Annotated in this window: 20 protein-coding genes; 8 read left to right on the top strand and 12 right to left on the bottom strand. The window is 63.0% G+C overall.

The features are described from left to right. The first annotated feature begins 22 nt into the window (after positions 1–22). Entirely contained in the window at positions 23–217 is a 195-nt protein-coding gene (locus FN835_RS21905; RefSeq protein ID WP_425467489.1) for a hypothetical protein, read from the top strand. Between the two features lie 279 nt (positions 218–496). Here FN835_RS21905 and FN835_RS19105 read toward each other — a convergent pair whose 3' ends face one another. Continuing rightward, positions 497–1924: an FAD-binding oxidoreductase gene (locus FN835_RS19105; RefSeq protein ID WP_142664838.1), complete on the bottom strand. Its 1428-nt coding sequence runs from the start codon at positions 1922–1924 to the stop codon at positions 497–499. A gap of 76 nt (positions 1925–2000) precedes the next feature. Between FN835_RS19105 and FN835_RS19100 the strand changes: the two genes are divergently transcribed. Beyond that, positions 2001–2957 carry a LysR family transcriptional regulator gene (locus FN835_RS19100; RefSeq protein WP_142664837.1) on the top strand — a complete coding sequence of 319 codons (957 nt, stop codon included), beginning with the start codon at positions 2001–2003 and terminating at the stop codon, positions 2955–2957. Here FN835_RS19100 and allE read toward each other — a convergent pair. The 10 genes from allE to FN835_RS19050 are packed head-to-tail and all read right to left on the bottom strand — an operon-like array spanning position 2927 to position 12829. After that, positions 2927–3667, bottom strand: a complete 741-nt coding sequence (gene allE, locus FN835_RS19095; RefSeq protein ID WP_142664836.1) for a (S)-ureidoglycine aminohydrolase — start codon at positions 3665–3667, stop codon at positions 2927–2929. The genes FN835_RS19100 and allE overlap by 31 nt on opposite strands. Beyond that, positions 3668–4798: a M20 family metallopeptidase gene (locus FN835_RS19090; RefSeq protein ID WP_142664835.1), complete on the bottom strand. Its 1131-nt coding sequence runs from the start codon at positions 4796–4798 to the stop codon at positions 3668–3670. A 4-nt stretch (positions 4799–4802) separates the two neighbouring features. Beyond that, the gene (locus FN835_RS19085; protein ID WP_142664834.1) at positions 4803–5735 is read right to left on the bottom strand and encodes a polysaccharide deacetylase family protein; all 933 of its coding nucleotides are present in this window, start codon (positions 5733–5735) and stop codon (positions 4803–4805) included. 3 nt (positions 5736–5738) lie between these two features. Further along, a complete protein-coding gene (locus tag FN835_RS19080) occupies positions 5739–6626 on the bottom strand; it encodes a polysaccharide deacetylase family protein (protein ID WP_246098813.1) in 888 nt (295 codons plus the stop codon). Between the two features lie 7 nt (positions 6627–6633). Then, positions 6634–7350, bottom strand: a complete 717-nt coding sequence (locus FN835_RS19075; RefSeq protein WP_142664832.1) for an aspartate/glutamate racemase family protein — start codon at positions 7348–7350, stop codon at positions 6634–6636. Positions 7351–7383: 33 nt separating this feature from the next. Further along, a complete protein-coding gene (locus FN835_RS19070) occupies positions 7384–8196 on the bottom strand; it encodes an ABC transporter permease (protein ID WP_142664831.1) in 813 nt (270 codons plus the stop codon). Further along, on the bottom strand, positions 8193–9050 hold the full coding sequence (locus tag FN835_RS19065; RefSeq protein WP_142664830.1) for an ABC transporter permease: 858 nt from the start codon (positions 9048–9050) through the stop codon (positions 8193–8195). Before FN835_RS19065 ends, FN835_RS19070 begins: the two co-directional genes overlap by 4 nt. Next, complete coding sequence (locus FN835_RS19060) at positions 9047–10108, bottom strand: ABC transporter ATP-binding protein (protein WP_142664829.1); 1062 nt, start codon at positions 10106–10108, stop codon at positions 9047–9049. The genes FN835_RS19065 and FN835_RS19060 overlap by 4 nt, the downstream gene beginning before the upstream one ends. Before the next feature lie 3 nt (positions 10109–10111). Continuing rightward, entirely contained in the window at positions 10112–11143 is a 1032-nt protein-coding gene (locus tag FN835_RS19055; RefSeq protein ID WP_142664846.1) for an extracellular solute-binding protein, read from the bottom strand. A 48-nt stretch (positions 11144–11191) separates the two neighbouring features. Further along, positions 11192–12829, bottom strand: coding sequence for a thiamine pyrophosphate-binding protein (locus FN835_RS19050; RefSeq protein WP_142664828.1), 1638 nt, complete (start codon positions 12827–12829; stop codon positions 11192–11194). A gap of 455 nt (positions 12830–13284) precedes the next feature. On the opposite strand from FN835_RS19050, the gene FN835_RS19045 reads away from it, so the two are divergent. The 6 genes from FN835_RS19045 to FN835_RS19020 are packed head-to-tail and all read left to right on the top strand — an operon-like array spanning position 13285 to position 19785. Then, positions 13285–14700 carry a M24 family metallopeptidase gene (locus FN835_RS19045; protein ID WP_142664827.1) on the top strand — a complete coding sequence of 472 codons (1416 nt, stop codon included), beginning with the start codon at positions 13285–13287 and terminating at the stop codon, positions 14698–14700. 30 nt (positions 14701–14730) lie between these two features. Beyond that, positions 14731–15945, top strand: a complete 1215-nt coding sequence (locus FN835_RS19040) for an ABC transporter substrate-binding protein (RefSeq protein ID WP_142664826.1) — start codon at positions 14731–14733, stop codon at positions 15943–15945. A gap of 12 nt (positions 15946–15957) precedes the next feature. Next, positions 15958–16896, top strand: a complete 939-nt coding sequence (locus tag FN835_RS19035) for a carbohydrate ABC transporter permease (protein WP_142664825.1) — start codon at positions 15958–15960, stop codon at positions 16894–16896. Then, the gene (locus tag FN835_RS19030; RefSeq protein WP_142664824.1) at positions 16893–17717 is read left to right on the top strand and encodes a carbohydrate ABC transporter permease; all 825 of its coding nucleotides are present in this window, start codon (positions 16893–16895) and stop codon (positions 17715–17717) included. The genes FN835_RS19035 and FN835_RS19030 overlap by 4 nt, the downstream gene beginning before the upstream one ends. Positions 17718–17721: 4 nt before the next feature. Then, positions 17722–18894: an ABC transporter ATP-binding protein gene (locus tag FN835_RS19025; RefSeq protein ID WP_142664823.1), complete on the top strand. Its 1173-nt coding sequence runs from the start codon at positions 17722–17724 to the stop codon at positions 18892–18894. 9 nt (positions 18895–18903) lie between these two features. Further along, positions 18904–19785 (top strand): ABC transporter substrate-binding protein, encoded by an 882-nt coding sequence (locus tag FN835_RS19020; RefSeq protein WP_142664822.1) that lies wholly within the window; start codon positions 18904–18906, stop codon positions 19783–19785. Here FN835_RS19020 and FN835_RS19015 read toward each other — a convergent pair. Next, on the bottom strand, positions 19782–20654 hold the full coding sequence (locus FN835_RS19015; protein WP_142664845.1) for a MurR/RpiR family transcriptional regulator: 873 nt from the start codon (positions 20652–20654) through the stop codon (positions 19782–19784). The two genes, FN835_RS19020 and FN835_RS19015, sit on opposite strands and share 4 nt — an antisense overlap. Between the last annotated feature and the right edge of the window lie 611 nt (positions 20655–21265).

Genomic DNA, 21265 nt, shown 5'->3' with positions numbered 1-21265 from the left:
GGCTCCGGTCGAAGCTGCCCAAATTTTACAGTCAGGACTTGCTGAACAACCTATTTCGGCACCCTACAGACGGATCGACTACGTCCAGAGCGGACTCGCCGTCACGCGTCAGACGGCCGCCCGATATCCCGACACGCTTTCAAAGACCGGGTTCGTCGAAAAACACCAAGCCGGGAGAACAACTATTCCATCAATACGGCTCTCGTCCGTTTGCTGATGACGGTGTCGGACGAGACCTGACAAGAGCACTGCTAGCCATCCGCGGCTTTAGCAGACTGCTTCACGCCGCACCGCCGTCGAACGGCCGGTTCGGGGAGGCTGTCCTACAGAATTGGCGGCCCACGAACGGCAGCTATGGCCGGCAGGTAACATTTCGACGTGGTTCAAAACGGCGCAAATGGGCCGGGCCTCGCCTTTTGGGTCGGTGGGCAGGACATAATCTCGTTTTTTGATGTGGGACCATCTTAAGGCCGGTTTGGCCGAAGTTTCCTAGAATCTAGGCGGACCGGTGCGGCTGCCTAATGAGCGTCGCTGTATTAGAAGCACGCAAGTCCAGAATGCTGTGGGGATTCATCAGCGATTTAGGGTCCCAAATTTGCTTTTGCCGTCGCAATGCGATCATCTCGACCGGGTCGCGACAGGCGGTCAACCAATCCCGCTTGCTGCGACCGACGCCATGTTCTGCGGTCACGCTGCCGTTGTATTCACGCAGGACGCAATAGACCGACCGAGATATGGCCGTCACGGATGCATCGCTCCCGTCATGCGCGACAAGGATATGCACGTTTCCGTCCCCCAGATGGCCGACCTTGATGACCTGTCCGGCGGCTTGCACCCCGCGCAGTTTCCGGTCACATGCGTGGCAGAATTGCCCAAGCTGATCGACTGCGACCGACAGATCAAAGCTGATATGTGGGCCAAGCTGCGCATCCACCTCTCCGACAGCTTCGCGCAACGCCCAGAGCCGGCGCTCTTCGTCATGCGACCGCGCAACGATGCCGTCATCGACCAAACCGGCCTCCATCAGTTCCCCCAGCCAATCCTGGAATCCGTCAAGCTGAGCATCCGCGCGCGCGCGCAGCTCCAGCAACACGGCGAAACCGGGCGTTGCAAAGGGTGCGGGAACGAGGCTCCATGTCGTGCAGACGGCATCCAGATAATCGGGCCACATTCCCTCGAACGCGCTTAGCCTGTCGCCGAACCGCGACCGCGCCGCGACCAGACAGTCCAGTGCCGCCGCGTGATCGCGCAGGGAAAGCAGCGCCAGCGCGGAAAACGGCTCATCGGGGCAAAGCTGCACCATGACCTGCGTGATCAGGCCCAGCGTGCCTTCGGAGCCGATGAAGGGTTGGCACAGGTCGTAGCCAGCATTGTCCTTGACCAACCCACGCATGCGCGACAGCACGGCGCCGTCCGGAAGCACGATTTCCAGCCCAAGCACATGCCGTCGTGTCATGCCGTGGCGCAGCACACGGATGCCTCCCGCATTGGTGGCGACCGTGCCGCCGATCGTCGCGCTGCCCCGCGCGCCAATATCGACAGGATAGTCCAAGCCCTGCGCCCGCGCCGCCTCTTGCACGACCTGCAGAGGCGTTCCCGCCCATGCCGTCAGCGTCATCGCCTGCGTGTTGACCGCGATCACGCCGCTCATGCGTTCGGTCGAGATCACGACCGCACCTGCGGGCGGAACGGCCCCGCCCGACAGCCCGGTGCGGCCACCCTGCGGCACCATCGGGATGCCCGCCTGGGCGCAGATGGCGACGGCCTTCGAGGCCTCGTCGGTGGTCTTGGGGCGCAGGACCGCAAGCGGCATATCAGGCCCCTGCACCGACGCGTCCGCCGCGTAGCGCGACAGATCGGCTGGATTGGTTATCAGCCCCGCCGCGCCCAGCAGCGTTGTCAGCGCGTCGATCGCCATCGTCATCTTGTCAGCTTGCACTGCGGTCTTCCCGGTTTATGATGTTCGGATTCATGACATTATCCGCGAAGAAAGGCGTTTCATGGTCGCAAGCTCGGTTCTGACCCGAATGTCCGGCCTGCGCCATTTCGTGGAAGTCGCACAGCAGAAATCCTTTCGCGCCGCAGCCGAGCGTCTTAGCGTCGCGCCCTCTGCCGTCAGCAAGCAGATCCGCAACCTTGAGGAGCATCTGGGGGTCGAGCTGTTCCTGCGCGACCGAGGCCGCGCCGGGCTGGAGCTGACCGAGGCGGGGCAGATCCTGCTGTATCGCTGTGCGTCGGTGATGAACGAACTGACCGTCGCGCGCGAGGAGATGAACGAATTGAAGGGCCTGCAACGCGGCCATCTGCGGCTGGGCGTAAATGAGGTCATCGCCTCGGACATCCTGCCCGGCATATTGCGCGACCTGCACCGCAATTTCCCGCATCTGCAATATACGATCTTCGTCGAAAACACACCCGCCATCATGAAGCGCCTGCATGAAGGCGATGTCGATATCGGGCTGGGCTACAATTTCCCATCCTCGCCCGATCTTGACGTGCTGGCAGTGCTGCATCGCAACACCTACCTGATCACCGCGCTGGATCATCCGCTGGCACGGCGGCGCAAGGTCGGACTGCACGAGATCGCGGACGAAAAGTTCATCTTTCCCGACAGTTCCCTGTCGTTGCACCAGATGCTGCAGGACGCGCTGGTCCGGGCGGGCATCGACGTGCGAGCGATCATGCACACCAATTCCTTTACCCTGCTGCGCCAGATGGTGCAGGAAGGTCTGGGCGTCAGCATGGTGATCGGGCGTTTCCTGCAAAACAAGCGCGAACAACTTGCCTTCATCGCCGTGGACAGCCCCGGTTTTGCGCATAAGCCGCTGTCTTGCTGTCGTGCGGCGGGACGCACGCCCACGCATTCGTCCATCGCCTTTGCGGCGTCCATCAAGGCGCTGTTTGCGCAATATGGCGGCGGCGCGGTTCAACGCGGCGACATGGGCGAGCGGTTGTAGTTCTTGCAGATCAAATAGCGCGACGGCCCGCGCCCCAGGGCCCCGAACCATTGCGGCACATGCGGCCCCATCCAGATCGCATCGCCCGCCGTCACCGGATACCAGTCGCGGTCCAGCCGATACACCCCTCCGCCATCCAGCATCAGCAGCCCGTGTTCCATGAAATGCGTCTCGACATAGGCCAGGGACGCGCCGGGGTCAAAGCTCATGATGTTGAATTCGAAATCGAAGCGCACATCCTCGGGCAGCATCTTCTGCACGATCAGGCGATCATCGCCCCGCAAGGCGCGGCCCGCAATGTCCTGAACCCGACCGGACAGCGCATCAGGCAGCGACCCACGCGCCATGAAACGCCATTCAAAGACCACGGCCCGCGCGCCTGCGGGCAGATGCAAGCCCGACCCTGTGCCGGCCGGCTGGAACGCGAAACCCTCGGGTTCCAGCACCGTGCCGTCGGTCAGATGCAGCGCCCCCTCAAGGCAAAAGACGAAGCGCGCGATGCCGTCCGACGCAGGGGCAGCGTCGCAGGCATCGGGGCAGCGCACCAGCCCCATCGCCAGACCGGCCCCCAGATCCGGTGAGATCAGCCATGCCATCTCCGCACCCGGCCAGTCGGGCTGGGTGATCCATTCATGGCTTTCCGGCGTCAGCAGCGCGTGGCGCGCCTTGATGTCAGAGCGGGTCGCGCCAAAGGCGGCAAGGTCGGTCATTCATTCCTCCTGATTGGGCGCGCGGCCCGCGAAATGCAGGATCAATCCGCGCAAAAGTGCGGCGCGGCGGGCCAAAGGCATGATCAGCACATGTTCATTCGGCGAATGCCAATCGTTGCCAATGGCGCCCAGCCCGTCCAGCGTCGGAACCCCGGCGGCCGAGGTGAAATTGCCATCGCTGCCCCCACCCGAACGGGTTTCGACCATCGGCACGCCGAAGCCTGCGTTGATCTGCTGCGCCGTGCGAAACATCGCCAGCGTCGCGGGGCTGCGGGCAAGGCAGGGCTTTTCGATCTCGCCCGATGCGGTGATCCGCAGGGCCGGGTCGTGGGGGCGCAGGCCAAGGATTGCCGTCTCGACCCGCTGGCCTTCGGCATCATCGGCAAAGCGCAGGTCAATGTCGCAACTGGCGCGGCCCGCGACGACGTTCGGTTCGGTCCCACCTGCGATGCGCCCCACATTTACGGTCGTGCCCCGGTCCAGACTGGTCATCGCGTCCAGCGCCAGCACCGCACGCGCCAGTTCGGAGATCGCGCTGCGACCGTCTTGAAAGGCCGATCCGGCATGCGCCTCGCGTCCGGTGAAATCCAGATGGTATTTTGCGCGGCCCTTGCGAAAGGTGATCGCTTCATCCCCGCGGGCGGGTTCGGGGATCAACGCGGCGCCATGCCGGCGCGCGTGATCCGCAATCAGCCGCGACGAGGTCGGAGAGCCAATCTCCTCATCGCTGTTCCAGATCATCGTGACCGGTCCGGGCAGTGTTTCGCCTGTGCGGATGATGCTGGCCATGGCGGCCAGCGCCAGGAAACCACCGCCCTTCATATCGGCGATGCCGGGGCCATATTGGCGGTCGCCATCGCGCCTGATCCCGACCGCGCCGGGTGGGCATACGGTGTCGATATGGCTGGTAACCAGCACCCCAGGCCCCCGCCCACCGGCGAAATGGGCGATCAGGTGGTCGCCCATGCCGTCGCGGCCCGGCACGCGTTCGATCCGGGGACCAAGCGGGCGCAGATCGGACTCGATCAGGTCGATCAGCCGGGCGATGCCCGCCACGTCGCCGGTCGGCGTGTCGATTTCGACCCAGCGCATCATGCCAGCCAACAGGTCTTCGCTGTCAAATCCTGTCATGGCGTCAGCTCAGGCTGTCGGCGTAGTCACGCCAGATCGAAGGTTCCAGCTGCAGCTGGCTGGATGCGGGATATGCGCCCTGCCAATGCGCCGCGATCTGCGACCCCGTCGCGGCCCAGACGCCGGGATGGGTCATGGCCTTGGTCAGGAACATCGCAAGATTGTCCAGCCGATGCGCCCAACCCGACCGCGCCGGAGAGACGCAGAGATTGAAATACCGCCCGCGCCGATATTGTGCCCGGAACTGCGCCCGCCAGTTGCGTAACAGCGCGTCGGGACGCTCCAGCCCTGTGCCTTCGCGCGGGAACATCAGGAAGAATGTGTCGTCAAAGTGATAGTAATAGGGCAGCGCCAGCAGGCTTTCGGCGCGCGCCACATCCGTCACCCACCAATAAGGTGCATCATCCGCCAGTCCGTTGCCGTAGTAGGCATAACCCGCATCGCGGAGCAGCCGGATCGTGTCGTCGCTGATCGTGCCGGTGGCGAAGGCGTCATCGGGTCGCGACAGTGCGAACCAGCCCTGCGGCGCGGTCCCGGTGACGCGGGTCAGCGTTTCGGTGGCGGCCGCGATCCGGGCGGCTTCGTCGGGATACAGCGTCGGATCCTCGCCGATCAGGCCTTGCGCGGCGATTTCATGGCCTGCGTCGATGATCTGGCGCATGCGCGGGGCAAAGGCGTCGGCCACCAGCGCGGGCACGGCAAAGGTCGCGCGGATGCCAAGGCGCGCGAACAGCGCCAGAAACGCATCCATCCCTTCGTGCATGCCAAAATGCCAGGTCGGATAGGCCAGATCCTTGGCCGTGATGCCTTTGCCGGATGCGGCGGGGTTCAGGTTCACGGTCAGTCCCAGCGCCATCTGCTGCCCATCCGGCCAGCGCACATCGCCATCGCGGATGCCGGTTTCGTCGCTGGTGGTGTAATTGTCCTTCCAAGGCATGGCCTAGCCCTCGATCTTGTTCAGCGGGTGTTGGGTCAGGATGTGGCGGGCCACATCGGCGCAGGTCGGGAACCAGACGCCCGGCAGCGTCTTCATGCGCTGGATCAGCCGTTCCAGCATATCGACGCGCATGGCATGGCCGGACACAAAGGGATGCAGCAGGAAGTTTACATAGCCGCCGCGCTGGTATTCCTGTTCGAAGGCCTGCCACCAGATGTCGAACACCTCATCGACATCCATGATCCGCTGGGCCTGATTGGGCGTCGCCAGCCAGCCGAAGCTGAAGAACATCGCGTCATCCAGCGCATAGTGGAACGGCAGTTGCAGGATCGGGTTTTCGCCCTGTTCGTCATATTCATAAAGCGGCAATCGGCTGGCCGAGGTGAACGAGTTGTAAAGCACGCCGTTTTGCCGCAGCAGCGACTGGCTGTGGCTGGACCGCGTGCCGATGACCGGCTGGCCCGCGATTTCGGTCAGTGCAGCGACGGTGCGCGACAGATGCGCTGCCTCGATTGCGGGATCGGAGGCCACGTCATGTTCCCACATGTGATCGGCCAGTTCATGCCCGGCGGCGACGGCCCGGTGCAGCGCCTTGGGATAAAGCTCGCAGATGCGTCCGGGGGTGAAGACGGTGACCTTGACGCCCTGTTCGTCGAACATGTCCAGGATGCGCCAGATGCCCACGCGGCCGCAGAATTCACCCTTGGCGCGCTGCCCCCAGGGTTCGTTCAGCAACCGCCGCAACAGCATGGCGTCAAAATCCAGCGTGAAATTCACCACGCATCTGACCCCTTCAGGCCAGCGCAGATCGGGGATCGGCACACGCCTGCTGGGCTGGAAGCCGGCGGATTGCAGCAGGTCGGCATAGCCGGGATCGGGTGTCGTGGTCATCATGTCCTCATGGATGTTGGCGGCGCGCGCCTGCGCCGAACAGAAGTGCGGTTTCCGCTGCGCGCAGCCCGGCGATGACCGGGTTCACCACCGGCACACCCACCGCCTGCGCCAGTCGCTGCGTCAGGCCGGGCGCGAAGGACATGGCGAAACAGCCCAGCACCAGAACCTGCGCCCCCGCATCGACGCAGGCGCGAGCCTGATCGACGATGGCGGGCAGATGCCGGTCGGGATCGGCGACAAGTGCCGCGACCGAGCCGCCGACCCGGACCTCGGACAAAAACATCGGCTCGGCCCCGATGCCGCGGATGCGGCGGCGCAGCCCCGGCGGCGTCGGGTCCGAGGACAGGACCGAAAACCGCTCGCCCAGTTGCATTGCGGCCATAATCCCCGCCTCGCCCGGCCCGATGACCGGCAGGCCCGAGATTTCGGCCAGCGCCTCGCCCCCGGGATCGCTGAAGCAGCCGATCACCACCGCCTGATGCCCCGCCGCGCGCCAGCCCCTTGCGGCATCGGCCAGATGCGGCACGACCATTGCGATATCCAGGGCCGTTTCCACCGCGCGGGGGCCGTCTTCTGGCGCGTTGATGCGGATGTCGCAGCCCGGCGCCCAAGCCGAAAGCATGGCCTGACGCCGCGCCACCTCGGCCGGACCAGCGGTGCGGTGCAGCGGGCTGACAAGCTGATAAAGCAGCCGGGGCCGTTCGGCCAAATCGTCCGTCATCTGGTTTCCTTTGTGTTCGGTTGGGGCGTCCGGTCAGAACGCCCGTTGCAGGCCAACCAGGCGCTGCACCAGCACCACGCCGCAAAGCGACAGCAGGATCGACAGCGTGGCCGCCGCCGCCGCCGTGGGCTTGAATTCATAGGTCAGGAAGTCGAACAGCGCGAGCGGCAGGGTATTGCCCCCGATCGGCTTGAGCAGCAGCGAGATGGTGTAAAGATCGAAGCTGTTGATGAAGGCAAAGATTGCGCCCATCGCCACGCCCGGCATCACCAATGGCAAGATCACCAGCCGGAAGGTCTGCCAGCTGGACGCCCCCATGCTGGAGGACGCCTCTTCAAGCGAGGAAGGGACCTGTCGCAGCGCCGCCGTGATCGAGACATAGGCATAAGGGAATGCCATCAGGATATGGCCGAATTGCAGCCCCAGCACGGTCTTACCCAGCCCGATCTTGTAGAGAAAGAACAGCAGTCCTACCGCAGTCAGCAGTTCCGGCACCAAAAGCGGCAGCGTCATGCCGAGCTGGAACCAGCCGGCCATGCGGCCCGCCATCGCCTGCCCCGCTAACGCCGCCATCATGGCGATGGTCGTCGTCACGATCGCGGTGATGGCAGCTACCCGCAGCGACATCAAAAGACCATCGACCAGATCCTTGCGTGACAGGAATTCGTGATACCACTTCAGCGAAAAGCCCTGCGGCGGAAACTCGATCATCATGCCCGAGGTGAAGGACGCCCCGACAATGGTCAGAAGCGGCATCAGCAAAAAGACATAAAGCGCGATGATCAGCAGGGAAAAGCCAAGGCCGATGGTCCTTTGGCCTCCGAAGGTTGCGCTTGCGGCACTCATGCCTTGGCCCTTTCCATCAGTTTCCACGTCAGCATGGTGAAGGTCACCACCACGATCACCGTCGAAATCGACAGCGTGATCGCCAGCGCCGAACCGAAGGGCCATTGGAACGTCCCGGTCAGTTCGCCGATAATCAGGGTCGGCATCACGCTGACCATCTGCCCGCCGAGCAGCGCGGGCGTCACATAGGCCGCAACCGCCAGCACATAGACCAGGATCATGCCCGGCTGGATGCCCGGAAAGCTAAGCGGCAGGATGACGTCACGAAATACCTGCATTCGGCTGGCCCCCATCGAGGCCGACGCCTCACCCAGGCTTTCGGGGATATTGCGCAGCGCGTTGTTAATCGGCAGCACCATGAAGGGCACGAAGACATGCACCAGCGCCAGCACGACCAGCCCCTGCGTGAACAGCAGGCGCAGCGGGCGTTCGATGATGCCAAGCGCCATCAGCGTTTCATTCAGCGGCCCGTTCAGCGCCGTCACGATCATCCAGCCAAAGTTGCGAACCAAGACGCCGGTCATCAGCGGCGACACAATGGCTGCATAAAGCAGCACCGCCTTTAACCCACGCGCCCGCGACAGATGCCAGGCGATGGGAAAGCTGACGCACAGGCACAGCACCGTGACCAAGGCTGCGGTCAACAGCGAACGGGCAAGCACGCTCCAGTAATAGCCGTCGCCCAGGATGCGGGTGTAATGCATCAGCGTGTAGTCGTCGCCGAAAGGATCAGTCGTGCCGGGGGTGCGAAAGCTCATCTCGACCATGTTCGTGATCGGCAGGACCATGAACACGAAGATCAGCGCGATGGCCGGGATGCACAGCAGCAGCCGCAGGCGGGTTTTGGCGGTCATGGCGCCACCTCGGGCATCAGCCAGGCCTGCGCGCGGTCCATGACCACGGCTGCCGCATCGCCCACATGGACCGGCGTATTGGGCGGCGCGGTCAGTTTCAGCACACCGCCGTCAGGCAGCGCAATTTCGCACAACAGCGAGGCGCCGACGAAAGCGGACTTGACGATGCGTCCGTTGAAATCCGCCACCTCTCCCGCCGCGGCAAGGCGCAGGGTTTCGGGCCGCACCAGCAGTTCGGCACGACCCGTCAGACCGGGGACGCCCGCGACCGTCAGCGCCGCCCCCCCGGCTTGGATGGCATATTGGCCTGCGCCCTGCGCGTTCACCGACTGGCAGGAAAGAAAATTCGCCTCGCCGGTGAAATCCGCGACATAGCGTTCGACGGGCTTTTGATAGATCTCGCGCGGGGTGGCGAATTGCGCCACGCGGCCCGATTTCATCACCGCCACCATGTCGGACATGGCCATCGCTTCGGACTGGTCGTGCGTGACATAGAATGCCGTGATGCCCGATTGCTGCTGCAGGTCGCGGATCAGCCAGCGAACCTCGTCGCGCAGACGCGCGTCAAGGTTTGCCAGCGGTTCGTCCAGCAGCAGCAGGCGCGGCTTCATCACCAGCGCCCGCGCCAAGGCCACGCGCTGTTGCTGTCCGCCCGAGATCTGGCGTGGCAACCGATCCTCCAGCCCGTTCAGCCGGACCAGATCAACCGCTTCGCCCACACGCCTGACCAGTTCAGGCTTGGGGCATTTGCGCAGCCGCAGACCATAGCCGATATTCTCGGCCACAGTCATGTGCGGGAACAGGGCGTAGTTCTGAAACACCACGCCAAAACCGCGACGGTTCGAGGGCAGCTTCAGGATGCTGTCGCCATCCAGCTTGATGTCCCCGCCTTCGGGGTCCAGAAACCCCGCCAGACAGCGCAGCGTCGTGCTTTTGCCACAGCCTGATGGCCCCAGCAGCGTCACCAATTGTCCCGATTCCGCGTTGAGCGTCACGTCATCCAACGCGACGAAATCGCCGTAACGCTTGTGCAGCTTGATTGCCTCGACCGTCGCCATGGTTCAGATCGTCCGTTCCCAAAGGTCGTTCAGCTTGCCGCTGATCGCGTTCGCGTCATCCCAGTCAAAGCGGATCGCCTTGGTCACCTGCTCGGCACTCAGCGGCCATTTCGCCACCTCGGGCGGCAACTGCACCGTCTTGTTGGTGGGGGCGATCAGCCAGTTTTCGGCCATCCACAGCTGGATTTCCGGGCTGAGCACAAAGTTGACATATTCCAGCCCCAGCGCCTTGTCAGGGTGGTTGGCAAAGACGCTGAAGGAATGGTCGAACACCAGCATCCCTTCTTCGGGAATGACGTAATCGACCGGCACGCCCTGATCCTGCATCGCCTTGACCTCGCCCACATCCAGCGGTGCAACAGCAATCTGGCCCTGCATCATCAGCGGCGTCAGCTGCGAGGAATAGCCGATCTGCGGGAACGGCGCGAGTTCCTTGAACTTGGCCACCGCCGTTTCCACGTCGTCGCGGCCCTTGCCGAAATGTTCACCAGCCCACAGCGCCATCATCACGCCGGCCGAATTGGTGATTTTGTAAAGACCCAGCTGCCCGCGGAAGCGTTCGTGCCACAGATCGGCCCAGCCGCGCGGCGGCTCATCGACCAGATCGGTGCGGTAAGCCAAGATCAGCGGGGCCAGCATGCCCGTCAGGCCGGTGTGGCCTTTCAGCTTGGCGGGTTCGATCAGATCGGCCATGTTCGGGACGTTTTCGGGGGTCAGCACCTCGAAATAGCCTTCGTTGCGGATCATCGCTGTGTAGCGTTCGTTCAGCATGACCGAGGCGAAGGGCGGGTTCTGCGGCCCGGCGGCCCGGAAGTTCGCGATCCACGACGTGCCAAGTCCGATGTCCAGATCGACAGGCCGCCCGATCTCTTCGGCGAATTTCGGCATGACCTGCTGGCGCCAGTCATTTTCCCAACGACCGCCGAACATGTTGACGATAAACGGGCTTTGCTGCGCGAATGCGGGCAGGCCAAAGGCTGCAAGGGCCGAGGCTCCGGCACCGGCTTGCAGGAAGTTACGGCGGGACAGCTTCATATTGTTATCTCCTGTTGGTGGTTTGTTGTCCCCTTGATGGGGATCTGGTCACATTTCGATTTTGTCGGGATCCAGTCGCAGATCGATCAGCACCGGGCCGGGCCCGCTCAGCAGTGCGCAGGCCTGCGCCAGGCTGTCGGAATCGGTGACTTTCTGCGCCCGCAGCCCCATCGCGGTGGCGACAGCGGCAAAATCCGGCGGAGCGATCATCGAGATCGCGACATCCATGCCGCGACCCGTCAGCTGCACATGTTCCGCGCCATAGCTGCCATCGTTGCAGATGATGATGGCGCAATCCGCGCCCAGTCGGGTCAGACCGGCCAATTCGGACAGGCCGGACAAAAGAAATCCGCCATCGCCCGCGACAAGCACCGTCTTGCGCGCCCCCGCCGCCACTGCCGCGCCGACGAATTGCCCAAGCCCGCAGCCGATGCCCCCGAAATGGCTGGTATAGACCAGCGCGCGCGGATCGGAGACAGGCAGGTTGCGCCACGCGGTCGTCACGAAACGGCCCAGATCGGCGACCAGCACCCGATCCGCAGGCAGCGCCTGATGCAGTGCGCGCAGGGCAGGGACCATGTCGACGGTTCCGGCGGCGGTTGGGCGCGGGCTGGGCAGCGTCGCGAATTCCTGCGCCTCGGCCTGCAAAGCCGCGCGCAAGTCATCATCGGTCGCGCCCGAGCCGGGGATTTCCGCCATGTCCAGCAGGTCGATCATTGCCTGCGCCGTCAGCGCCGGATCACCGATCAATTGCAGGTCAGGGCGGTCCATGCGCGGGTTTTCCCGGATGTCGGGCAGGATCTGCACGATCCGCTTGCCGCGCAGATAGGCGCCGTTTTCGGTTGTATGCTTGCTGAGGCTTGCGCCAAACGCGATCACGCAATCGGATTTCATGATCGCCTCGGTCGCGGCAGGATGGCTAAGACCGCCGCAAATGCCAAGGTTGAATGCCTCGCCCGTGAACAGCCCCTGCGCCTTCAGCGTGGTGGCCAGGGGCGCCTGGATTCGTTGGGCCAGCGCAACGATGGCGTCGCGCGCATCCATTGCACCGCGCCCGGCGAGTATCAGCGGACGCCGGGCCGAGGCCAGCATGCCCGCCGCTTCCGCCAGCCCGTCGCTGGCCGCGCTGGCGCGGGGCAGTTCGGGCGGCAGGGCTGCGCGCGGCTGCGCGGCCGCCGCCTGCCATTGCAGATCGACGCGCATGTTAAAGACGATCGGGCGGCGCTGATGCGCGGCCAGACGAAAGGCACGCTCCAGATCGACGACCAACGTGTGCGGCCCGCGCAGTTCCACGAAGCCCGCCCCGGTCGAGGCTACGACTTCGCGCTGGTCGATGTCCTGCAGGTGCTGCAAATCGCCGGGGGCCGTATCGCCGCACATGACGACCATAGGTACGCACGCCCGCACTCCTTCCACCAGCGCCGTGACGACATTGGTCAGCGCAGGCCCGTGCGTGATCGACGCGACCCCGGTCCTACCCGTCACCTGCGCATAACCTATGGCGGCTAGAACCGCATTGGCTTCATGCGTCAACGCGACATAGCGGCCCAGTCCACCGTCGACATAGGACTTCACCATGAAAAGGTTGGCGTCGCCCACAAGTCCGAACAGATCCGTGACGCCAAGATCGGCCAGCGAACGGGCCAGTATCTGGTGGATCATGGGGTTTGGATTGTCATGCTGCATCTGGCGACTTCCGTTCTGGGCACCGTATTCGATCAACCATAGACGCGATCAAATCATCAACAAAAGCGCAATACTTTCTCATCTATGTTTCCAAAAAGTGCACAAATCCGGCAAGCCGCTTGCGGCGGGACAAACTTGCCGAATCGCGATCTTCGACCCGGTTGCGAGCCTTTTTCGCACCGCATGAGTTTTGTGCAACTGCCCCTGCCTGCGGTCTTGCGGGAAAAAAACCGATGCGCGGTCCAAATCTTTCATCGGGAGACCATTTTCGGCACCTGCTTTGAAATATTTTTGCCGAATTGGATGCGAAATTTTTCAGATTGACCGGACATCGCGCCGCAGATTTGGGCATTTCTCTAGCGTTTACTGGGATTTTACTCAGGTAATTTCGCAAAAATGTCTTGTAATAAAAATTACATCATGCCTCATTTCATGAAACTTCAGGAAAGTTGAACATGACGCATGTGACTCCGAACGGCTTTGCACCCTCGCCCGAACAGCTTTTGGCCGGGTTCACGCCCAGCTTTGAATTCCAGCCTGTCGACCCCCTGCCCGAGGAAGAGTTCGCCGAGCGCCTGCGTCACATCCGTCGCGAAGCGACTGTCGCGGGCCATGACGTGATTCTGGTCCACGCCGACGGAATCGGCTCGTATCGCACCTCGAATTCCTTCCTGCGCTATATCTGCGACTGGGCGCGCGAAGGCGTGCTGGTCATCCCGACCGATGACGACAAGCCGCTGACCATGTTCTCGTTCTTCAGCAGTTCGGTCCTGCTGCCGCCGTTCGGCGAACCGGTATTGGTCGACGACATTTGGCAAATCGGAACCTGGGGTCGTGAAACTTACAACCGTCCAGGTCGCGGCGTGGATCGCACGGTCGAGGCGGTGGCCGCGCATCTGGAAGGCGCGGGCTTTTTCAGCGTCCAGATCGGGCTCTTCGGCGATGCGACCTCGACCCCTTACTGGGACGGCCTGAAGACTCGCATGCCGCGTTGCCGCCTTCAACAGGACAACGGAACCATCGAACGCATGCAGCGCCGTCGTAGCAAGCGCGAACAGGCGCTGGTGCGGGCGGCGTCGCAACTGGCCAGCATCGGGATCGAAGCCGCCTATCACGTCACCCGCCCCGGCGTCACCGATCATGAAATCTATGCGGCATTCACTCATGCGCAGATGGCGCGCGGCGGGGAATGGGGCGACGGCTACCAGATCGGTATCAACCGCTTTGGCACGCATTGCGGCAAGCCCTATGGGCATGTCGTGCAGGCGGGCGACCTGATCAACCTTTACATCTCGGCAGTGACCTATCGCGGGTATAATTCGCAGATAGCGCGGATGATCGCCGTGGGCGATATCACCGACAAGCAGGAAGAGGTGCTGGCGATGTGCACCGAAGGCGTGCAGGCTGCCGCAGAACGCATCCGCCCCGGCACGCTGGTGTCCGAGATCGCGAATGCCTCGTTCGAGCCCTATATCCGTCGCGGATACCTGGATTCGACCGACAGCCGGACCATGCCCTACAACTGGAACGCCAACGAAGACGGCTCGCCGCGCCTGGTGCCGCGCAAGCATGTCGTGTGCGAAGACTTGGAACGTCAGGGCCGCAAGCTGATGCACGTCTATCCGGCGACGCGTGGCCCGCACAATCCGAATGTTGGGCATTCGGTGTCGATGCCGAAGTTCCAGCCCTACAACATCGCCTCGAACAATCACGACCGTCTTGAAGAAGGCATGACCTTCGTCCTGCATTCGCAATGGCTGGAACCCGAAGTCGCGGGCTGCAATGTCGGCGACTGCTATCTGGTGACCGATGACGGATACGAAAATCTAAGCCATCACACGCCGCTGGGCGTCCACCGCATCAAAGCTTGAAAACAGGCACGAACCAACAGGGGATAAACCATGAAAAAGCAATTCCTGCTTTCTGCGGCACTGGTCGCACTGGCCCTGCCAGCGCAAGCCGAGGACAAGGTGAAGCTGGTCATCTCGAATTCGCAATGGCTGGACGCGCTGCGCGGCGAACAGCTTTGGGCGGTGGTCAAGGCCTATGAAAAGGTCGCGCCGAATGTCGTCTTGGAGCAAGAGGCGATTCCGTCCAAGGACTATGCCGACCGCATCATGACCGAATTCGGCGCGGGCCAGGGCCCGGACCTGGCCATCATGCAGGAAGGCGTCTTCTATGCGCTGGCCGATGCCGGAATGCTGGTCGATCTGGCCGATGTGACCGAAGGCGTGGCGCTAAACGACACCATCGACAACGCGATCGTGGATGACGTGACCCTGGGCGTGCCGTGGCAACGCGCCGTCTATGCGATGATCTACAACAAGGAACTGGTCGACCAGGCCGGTGCCAGCGTGCCGACTGACGTCGAAGGGCTGATCGCGTCGGCCAAGCAGGTGCAGGAAAAGACCGGTGCCATCGGCTTTACCGCACGCCACCAGATCAACGACTTCTCCGGCTGGTCGATGGACTTCCAGAACTGGGCCTATGGCTACGGCGTCCACTGGGTCGATGATGAGGGCGAGTTGACCATCAACACCCCCGAAGCGGCAGCCGCGATCGCGGCTTTCAAGGAAGTCTATGACAGCGGCATCATCCCGATCGGTGACGACATGCCGACGCAGCGCACGCGCTTCAAGGAAAAGCAGGTCGGCTTCAGCATGGACAATTCCGGCGGGACGCTGAACATTGCGTCCGGCGGGGCCATGCAGAGCGCCAATGTCATGGCGTCGCCGCTGCCCTTCCCCAATCCGGCCGCGCACCAGCAGATGTTCATCAGCATCAGCGCCAACAGCGATCACCCGGAAGAGGCGGCAGCCTTCCTGAAATGGCTGATCAGCCCCGAAGGTCAGGCCCTGATGCGTGACGCATCCGGCCCGGACGCCTTGGCAACCGACGTGCCCGTCACAGAGGAATTCGCGACTGTGAACCCTTGGGCACAGACCTTCGCGGATCTGGCCAAGAGCTCGCGCTCGACGCTGATCCCCGGCCATGAGGTCGAGACCAACCAGATCATGCGTCCCGTGATGCAGGCGGTCGAGGACGTGCTGATCCGCGGCACCGCCCCCGCCGACGCCCTTGCCGTGGCGCAGGGCAAGATCGACAGCATGTTCTAGGGAGCAGGCAGAATGACCGATATCTCGACCGGGGCGGCGCGTAGCCTGCCCCAACGGGCCAGGAAAAGCAGGTTCTCGGCCAAGGCCGTGCTGCCTTACATCTTTATCCTGCCGCCCGTGATGTATCTGGCCGTCTTCATGTTCTGGCCTCTGGCCCGGCAGATCTATCTCAGCTTTACCAAAACGCGGCTGATCAACCCCAGCCGCAGTCAGTTCATCGGTCTGGACAATTACGACCGCCTGCTGGCCAGCCCGGATTTCTACTCGGCGCTGCATATCACCGTGGTCTATTCGGTAATGGCGGTGGTTCTGGGGGTCGCGCTGGGGACAATTGCGGCGCTTGCGCTGAACCGCCCGTTTCCGGGCCGCACCATCGTCCGGGCCGTCCTGCTGTTCGGCTGGGCTGTCCCGAACGTCGCGGCGTCGCTGGTCTGGCTGTGGATCTTCAACGAACGCTCGGGCGTGCTGAACCGCATCGTCACGGGGCTGGGACTGGACAGCGTGCCGTGGCTGACGACGACGCACATGGCCCTGCCCTCGGTCCTGCTGGTGACGGTCTGGCAGGTGGCGCCCTTCGTCATGCTGGTTATGCTGGCCGCGCTGCAATCGGTCCCCGAGGAAGTGCGCGAGGCCGCGCGGATCGACAATGCCGACAAGCTGAACATCTTCCGCGCTGTGACGCTGCCGCATGTGATGCCAACCTTGCAGCTAGTATCGCTGCTGGTCGCGGTCTGGTCGATCCGTCGTTTCGACATCATCTATCTCCTGACCGGCGGCGGCCCCATCGGCAGCACCTCGACGCTGATCGTCAAGCTGCGCCAGACGGCCTTCGAAAACCATGATCTTGGCCTTGCCAGCGCATATGGCGTGATCGGCCTGATCCTGGCACTGTCGGTCGCCACCATCCACGCGCTGTTCAACCGCCACCGCGCCAAACGGAGCATGCAATGACCATGATCCCCCGCCTTCTGCATGTGGCACTGGTCGTGGTGCTGGTGATCTTTGGCGGTTTCCCCGTCTACTGGATGGCCAGCACCGCCCTTTCCACCAATGCCGAGCTTTACAACACCGGCCAGTCCGCCGGCCTGCAACTGCAAAACCTGCCGTCCCTGCTTTCCGAACTGTCCAAGGTTCCGCTGCTGCGCTGGCTGACCAATACCAGCATCGTCGCGCTGGGAACCACGGTGCTCAGCCTGACGCTTGGCGCGCTTGCGGGCTATGCGCTTAGCCGTTTTCGCTTTCGCGGCAAGGGCATCATCGGCTTTCTGCTGTTCATGACCCAGGTCGTCCCCGAGGCGCTGATCCTTGTCCCGCTTTACGCCATGTTCATCAGCCTTGGCCTGCTGAACAGCCTGTGGGGATTGGTGCTGGCCAATGTGGGCTTTTCGCTGCCGGTCGCGGCCTTCATCATCAAGGGCGCCATCGATGCCGTCCCCTATGAAATCGAGGAAGCCGCTGCCGTCGACAACTGCCCCCGCTTCGGCGTGCTGACCATGGTGATCCTGCCGATCATCGCGCCCAGCCTTGCCGCCGCGGCGATCATCGCGTTCTTCGCGGGCTGGAACGAATATCTGTTCGCCGCGACCTTCCTGATGGACAATACGATGTGGCCCGCCAGCGTCGGCCTAGCGTCGTTCATCGGCCAATATGAGACCCCGCTTTCGGCGGTCATGGGCGCTGCCCTGATCTTCAGCCTGCCCGCCGTCGTCTTCTTCCTGATCATTCAACGTAAAATCGTCGCAGGCATCACCTCCGGCGCAGTGAAGGGTTGATCCCATGCCCCAGATTACCCTCGGAAATATCCGCAAGAGCTTTGGCAGCTCGACCGTCATCCCCGATTTTTCGGCCCAGATCGAGGATGGCGAATTCCTTGTGCTGCTTGGTCCATCCGGCTGCGGAAAATCCACCCTGCTGCGCATGATCGCGGGTCTGTCCGACATTTCGGGCGGGGATCTGCGCTTTGACGGCACCGCGGTGAACGAATGGACGCCCAGCCAGCGCGGCGTTGCCTTCGTCTTCCAATCCTACGCGCTTTATCCGCATATGACCGTGCGCGAGAACATCGCGTTTCCGTTGATCATGGACGCGTTCCAGAAATGGTATCACATCCCGGTGGTCAATTCGGTCATGCGCTGGAAACTGATGCGCCGCCCCGATATCGCCGAGCGCACCGACCACATCGCGCGCCAGCTTGAACTGACGCCGATGATGGACCGCCGCCCGGCCAACCTGTCAGGCGGCCAGCGCCAGCGCGTCGCCTTGGCACGGTCGCTGGTGCGTGATCCCAGCCTGTATCTGTTGGACGAACCGCTGTCGAACCTTGACGCGAAACTGCGCACGCAGATGCGGTCCGAAATCTCGGCGCTGCACAAGCGGGTGAAAAAGACCTTCATCTATGTCACCCACGATCAGGTCGAGGCGATGACCATGGCCACCAAGATCATCGTGATGAACAAGGGTGAGATCCAGCAGATCGGCACGCCGGATGAAATCTATGCTAACCCGGCCAATACCTTTGTCGCCCGCTTCGTCGGTGCGCCGCCGATGAACCTGCTGAACGTGCGCCAGCACGGCACGGTCCTGTCGCTGGACGGTGGCGCAGAATGGACCCATCCCGGCATCCTGCCCACGAAACAGGCCTCGCTGGGCATCCGCCCCGAGAACCTAAACCTGCGTCCCGAAGGCGAGGGCCTGATCCCGATCGAAGTGTCGCTGGTCGAAAGGCTGGGCGCAGAAACGCTGCTGGGCTGCCGCATGGTCAGCAAGGCCGCGTCCGAAACGCTGCTGGGCGAAGACCTGATCTTCGTCCGCGTTCAGGGCAATCCGCAGATCGAAGCCAGTGCGCGCTTTGGCCTGTCCTATGCCGCCGACGACGTGCGCTGGTATGACCAGACGAGCGGACAGGCCGTCACGGTTTGCGACAACTCGCCCCTGTCCCGCTGCGCCTGAAGGAACGACATGCAAGACTTTCATATCACAGCCACCGGCCACAGCCTGAACTATCTGCCCGAATATGTCGCGGGCGAGCAGGGATTTTTCGAAGACGAGGGGCTGCGGGTCACCGCCTCGGTTCCCCGCCCGTGGGACATCGTGCTTGACGATCTGCGCCAAGGCCGCGCGGAGGCGGCTTTGGGCGGCATCTGGGTGCCGTCCATGTATCTGGGCCGTGCGACGCGGTTCGTGCCCTTTGCCCAGATTGCCAATCGCGCGCCTTTGGCACTGGTCGGGCGCGAACCGGCGGACAAGTTCTTATGGTCCGGCATGGCCGGGAAAACCGCGCTGATGAAGGGCAGCAACGGCGCCAGCGTCGGACTGTATCTGAAGATGATGCTGCGCGAACAGGGTGTCGACCCCAAGGCGCTGAACTATGTGCAGGATCTGGACGGCGCGATGCTGTCGGAACTGTTCGTCGGCGGCTTGGGCGACTATCTGGTCATCGACTATCCCGGTGCGCTGAAGCTGGTGGCGGATGGCCCCTACACCATCGTGCAGGCTTTCCCGATGACTGGCGGCGACATTCCTTGGAGCGTCTATTACGCCACCGAAGGGGCCGATCCTGCGGCGCAAGCTGGCTTCTGCCGTGCACTGGGCCGGGCAATGTCGTGGATCCGCAAGAACGATTCCGGCGATTACGCCGATTTTCTGGCCCGGACCTTCCCGCGTCTGCCGGTCGAGGTTCTGGTGCGTGTCACCCGCGAATATGTCGGCTGCAATATGTGGACGAGCCCGCGCATCAACCCCGAGGGCTATGCCCGCTGGCAGCAGGGCCTCGCCGACGGCCACCTGATCGCCGCGCCGATTCCGTATGACACGCTGATCGACGGCAGCGTCGCCGCCTAACGCTTGGGGGTCGAAACGTCGTCCATCAGTTCGACCATCCGGTCGATGCGGCGGAAACGTTCGACGCTAAGCGGTCCCAGCCGCGCGGCCACCGTCCAGACAAGATAGTCGATGACGGTGGCCGCGGCGGTGAAGGAATTGAACGGCGACGGCGAATGACAGCGGCAGCGCACCACATGGTCCGCCGCCTGCGCGCTGGCGGCAGCGCTGACATCGGTAATCAGCACCGCCAAGGCGCCAGACGCGCGGATTTCCTGGAGCAGCTGCGCCAGCTTGCGCGGCCGCCTGCGGAACGAAAACACGATGACCACATCGCCCGCGCGCATGCTGGAAAGTTCATGCGCCATCGACGTTCCCGCAGCGGGCAGGACGCGAACATCGGTCTTGACCAGCCCGAAGTAGTGCGCCGCCAGATGCGCCAGCCCGAAACCGTTGCGCAGCCCGACGACCCAGATCCGGTCTGCCGCCACAAGGCCGTTGCACACCGCCTCCAGCGTGGTGGGCGGAATGCCATCGGTGGTGGCGCGGATGTTGTCGATGTTCGACTGGACCATCGCCGCCAGCGTGGTTTGCCCCGACTGCGTCTGATCGGAATCGATCACCCCACCTTGCGGCGAGCCCCAATGCGCAGCTTCACGGATCAGGCGCTTGGCTTCGGGGTATGAACTGTAACCCAAGGCACGGATGAACCGCGCCGCCGTCGCCGTGGACACCTCGGCCTTGCGCGCCAGTTCACCTGCCGTATAGGATGCCAGATCCATCTGATGTTCCAGCATGACGTCGGCCAACCGCCGCTCGGCGGGCGAAAATCCAGTATAGGACGCATAGATGCGCGCTTCGAGCGATTTGACGGGTTGGACTGAATTCATCACGCGGCGCTCGACTTGGGGCTTGTCCGACAGACCCTAGCAATCTTGCCGCGACGTTGCGAGCGGATGTTCTCTGCCGATGAAAGCGGTTCTGCCCCGTCTAACAACTCAACTCCGGTGAATTGCATCGTCTCGCTAGAAAGCGGCTAACTGAAGATCGCCACGTCAAACAACCTCTATCACTTTTCCCGAAGGAACAAGATGATGCCATAGTCACTGCATTACACAACTCATAGATCGCAACGATAATGCGGATTACTTTACCGCGTCGCATCTCGGTGCGCCTGGGGTCGGCAGGTCGACCCTCTCACCGCGGTTGAGCTTCAGGAAAGTTCTACATGAGGCATGTGCCTCCGAACGGCTTTGCCCTCTCACCGTGCGAGTGTGGTCACCGTTCTTGTCGAACGTATGGTTCGTCCACAGCGCTGACGCTTCTCATCTCGAAATGCTGCGCCAAGTGCCGAATGGCTGCTTCAGGGAACGCTGCCGCGCAGCATCGGCCGGGCTTGACCGTCGGCTATGGGCCGAGGCTGTGTGGAAACAGTTGGTTAGCGGCACATGGGGTCTTCGGTGTCGCTACCGCCGCAGAGCTGCGTCAGCTTTCTCAGTTC

Source organism: Paracoccus laeviglucosivorans, assembly GCF_900182695.1.
Taxonomy (GTDB): Bacteria; Pseudomonadota; Alphaproteobacteria; order Rhodobacterales; family Rhodobacteraceae; genus Paracoccus; species Paracoccus laeviglucosivorans.
The sequence above is the reverse complement of the archived record's forward strand: the minus strand, read 5'-3'. Positions and strand labels throughout refer to the sequence as shown.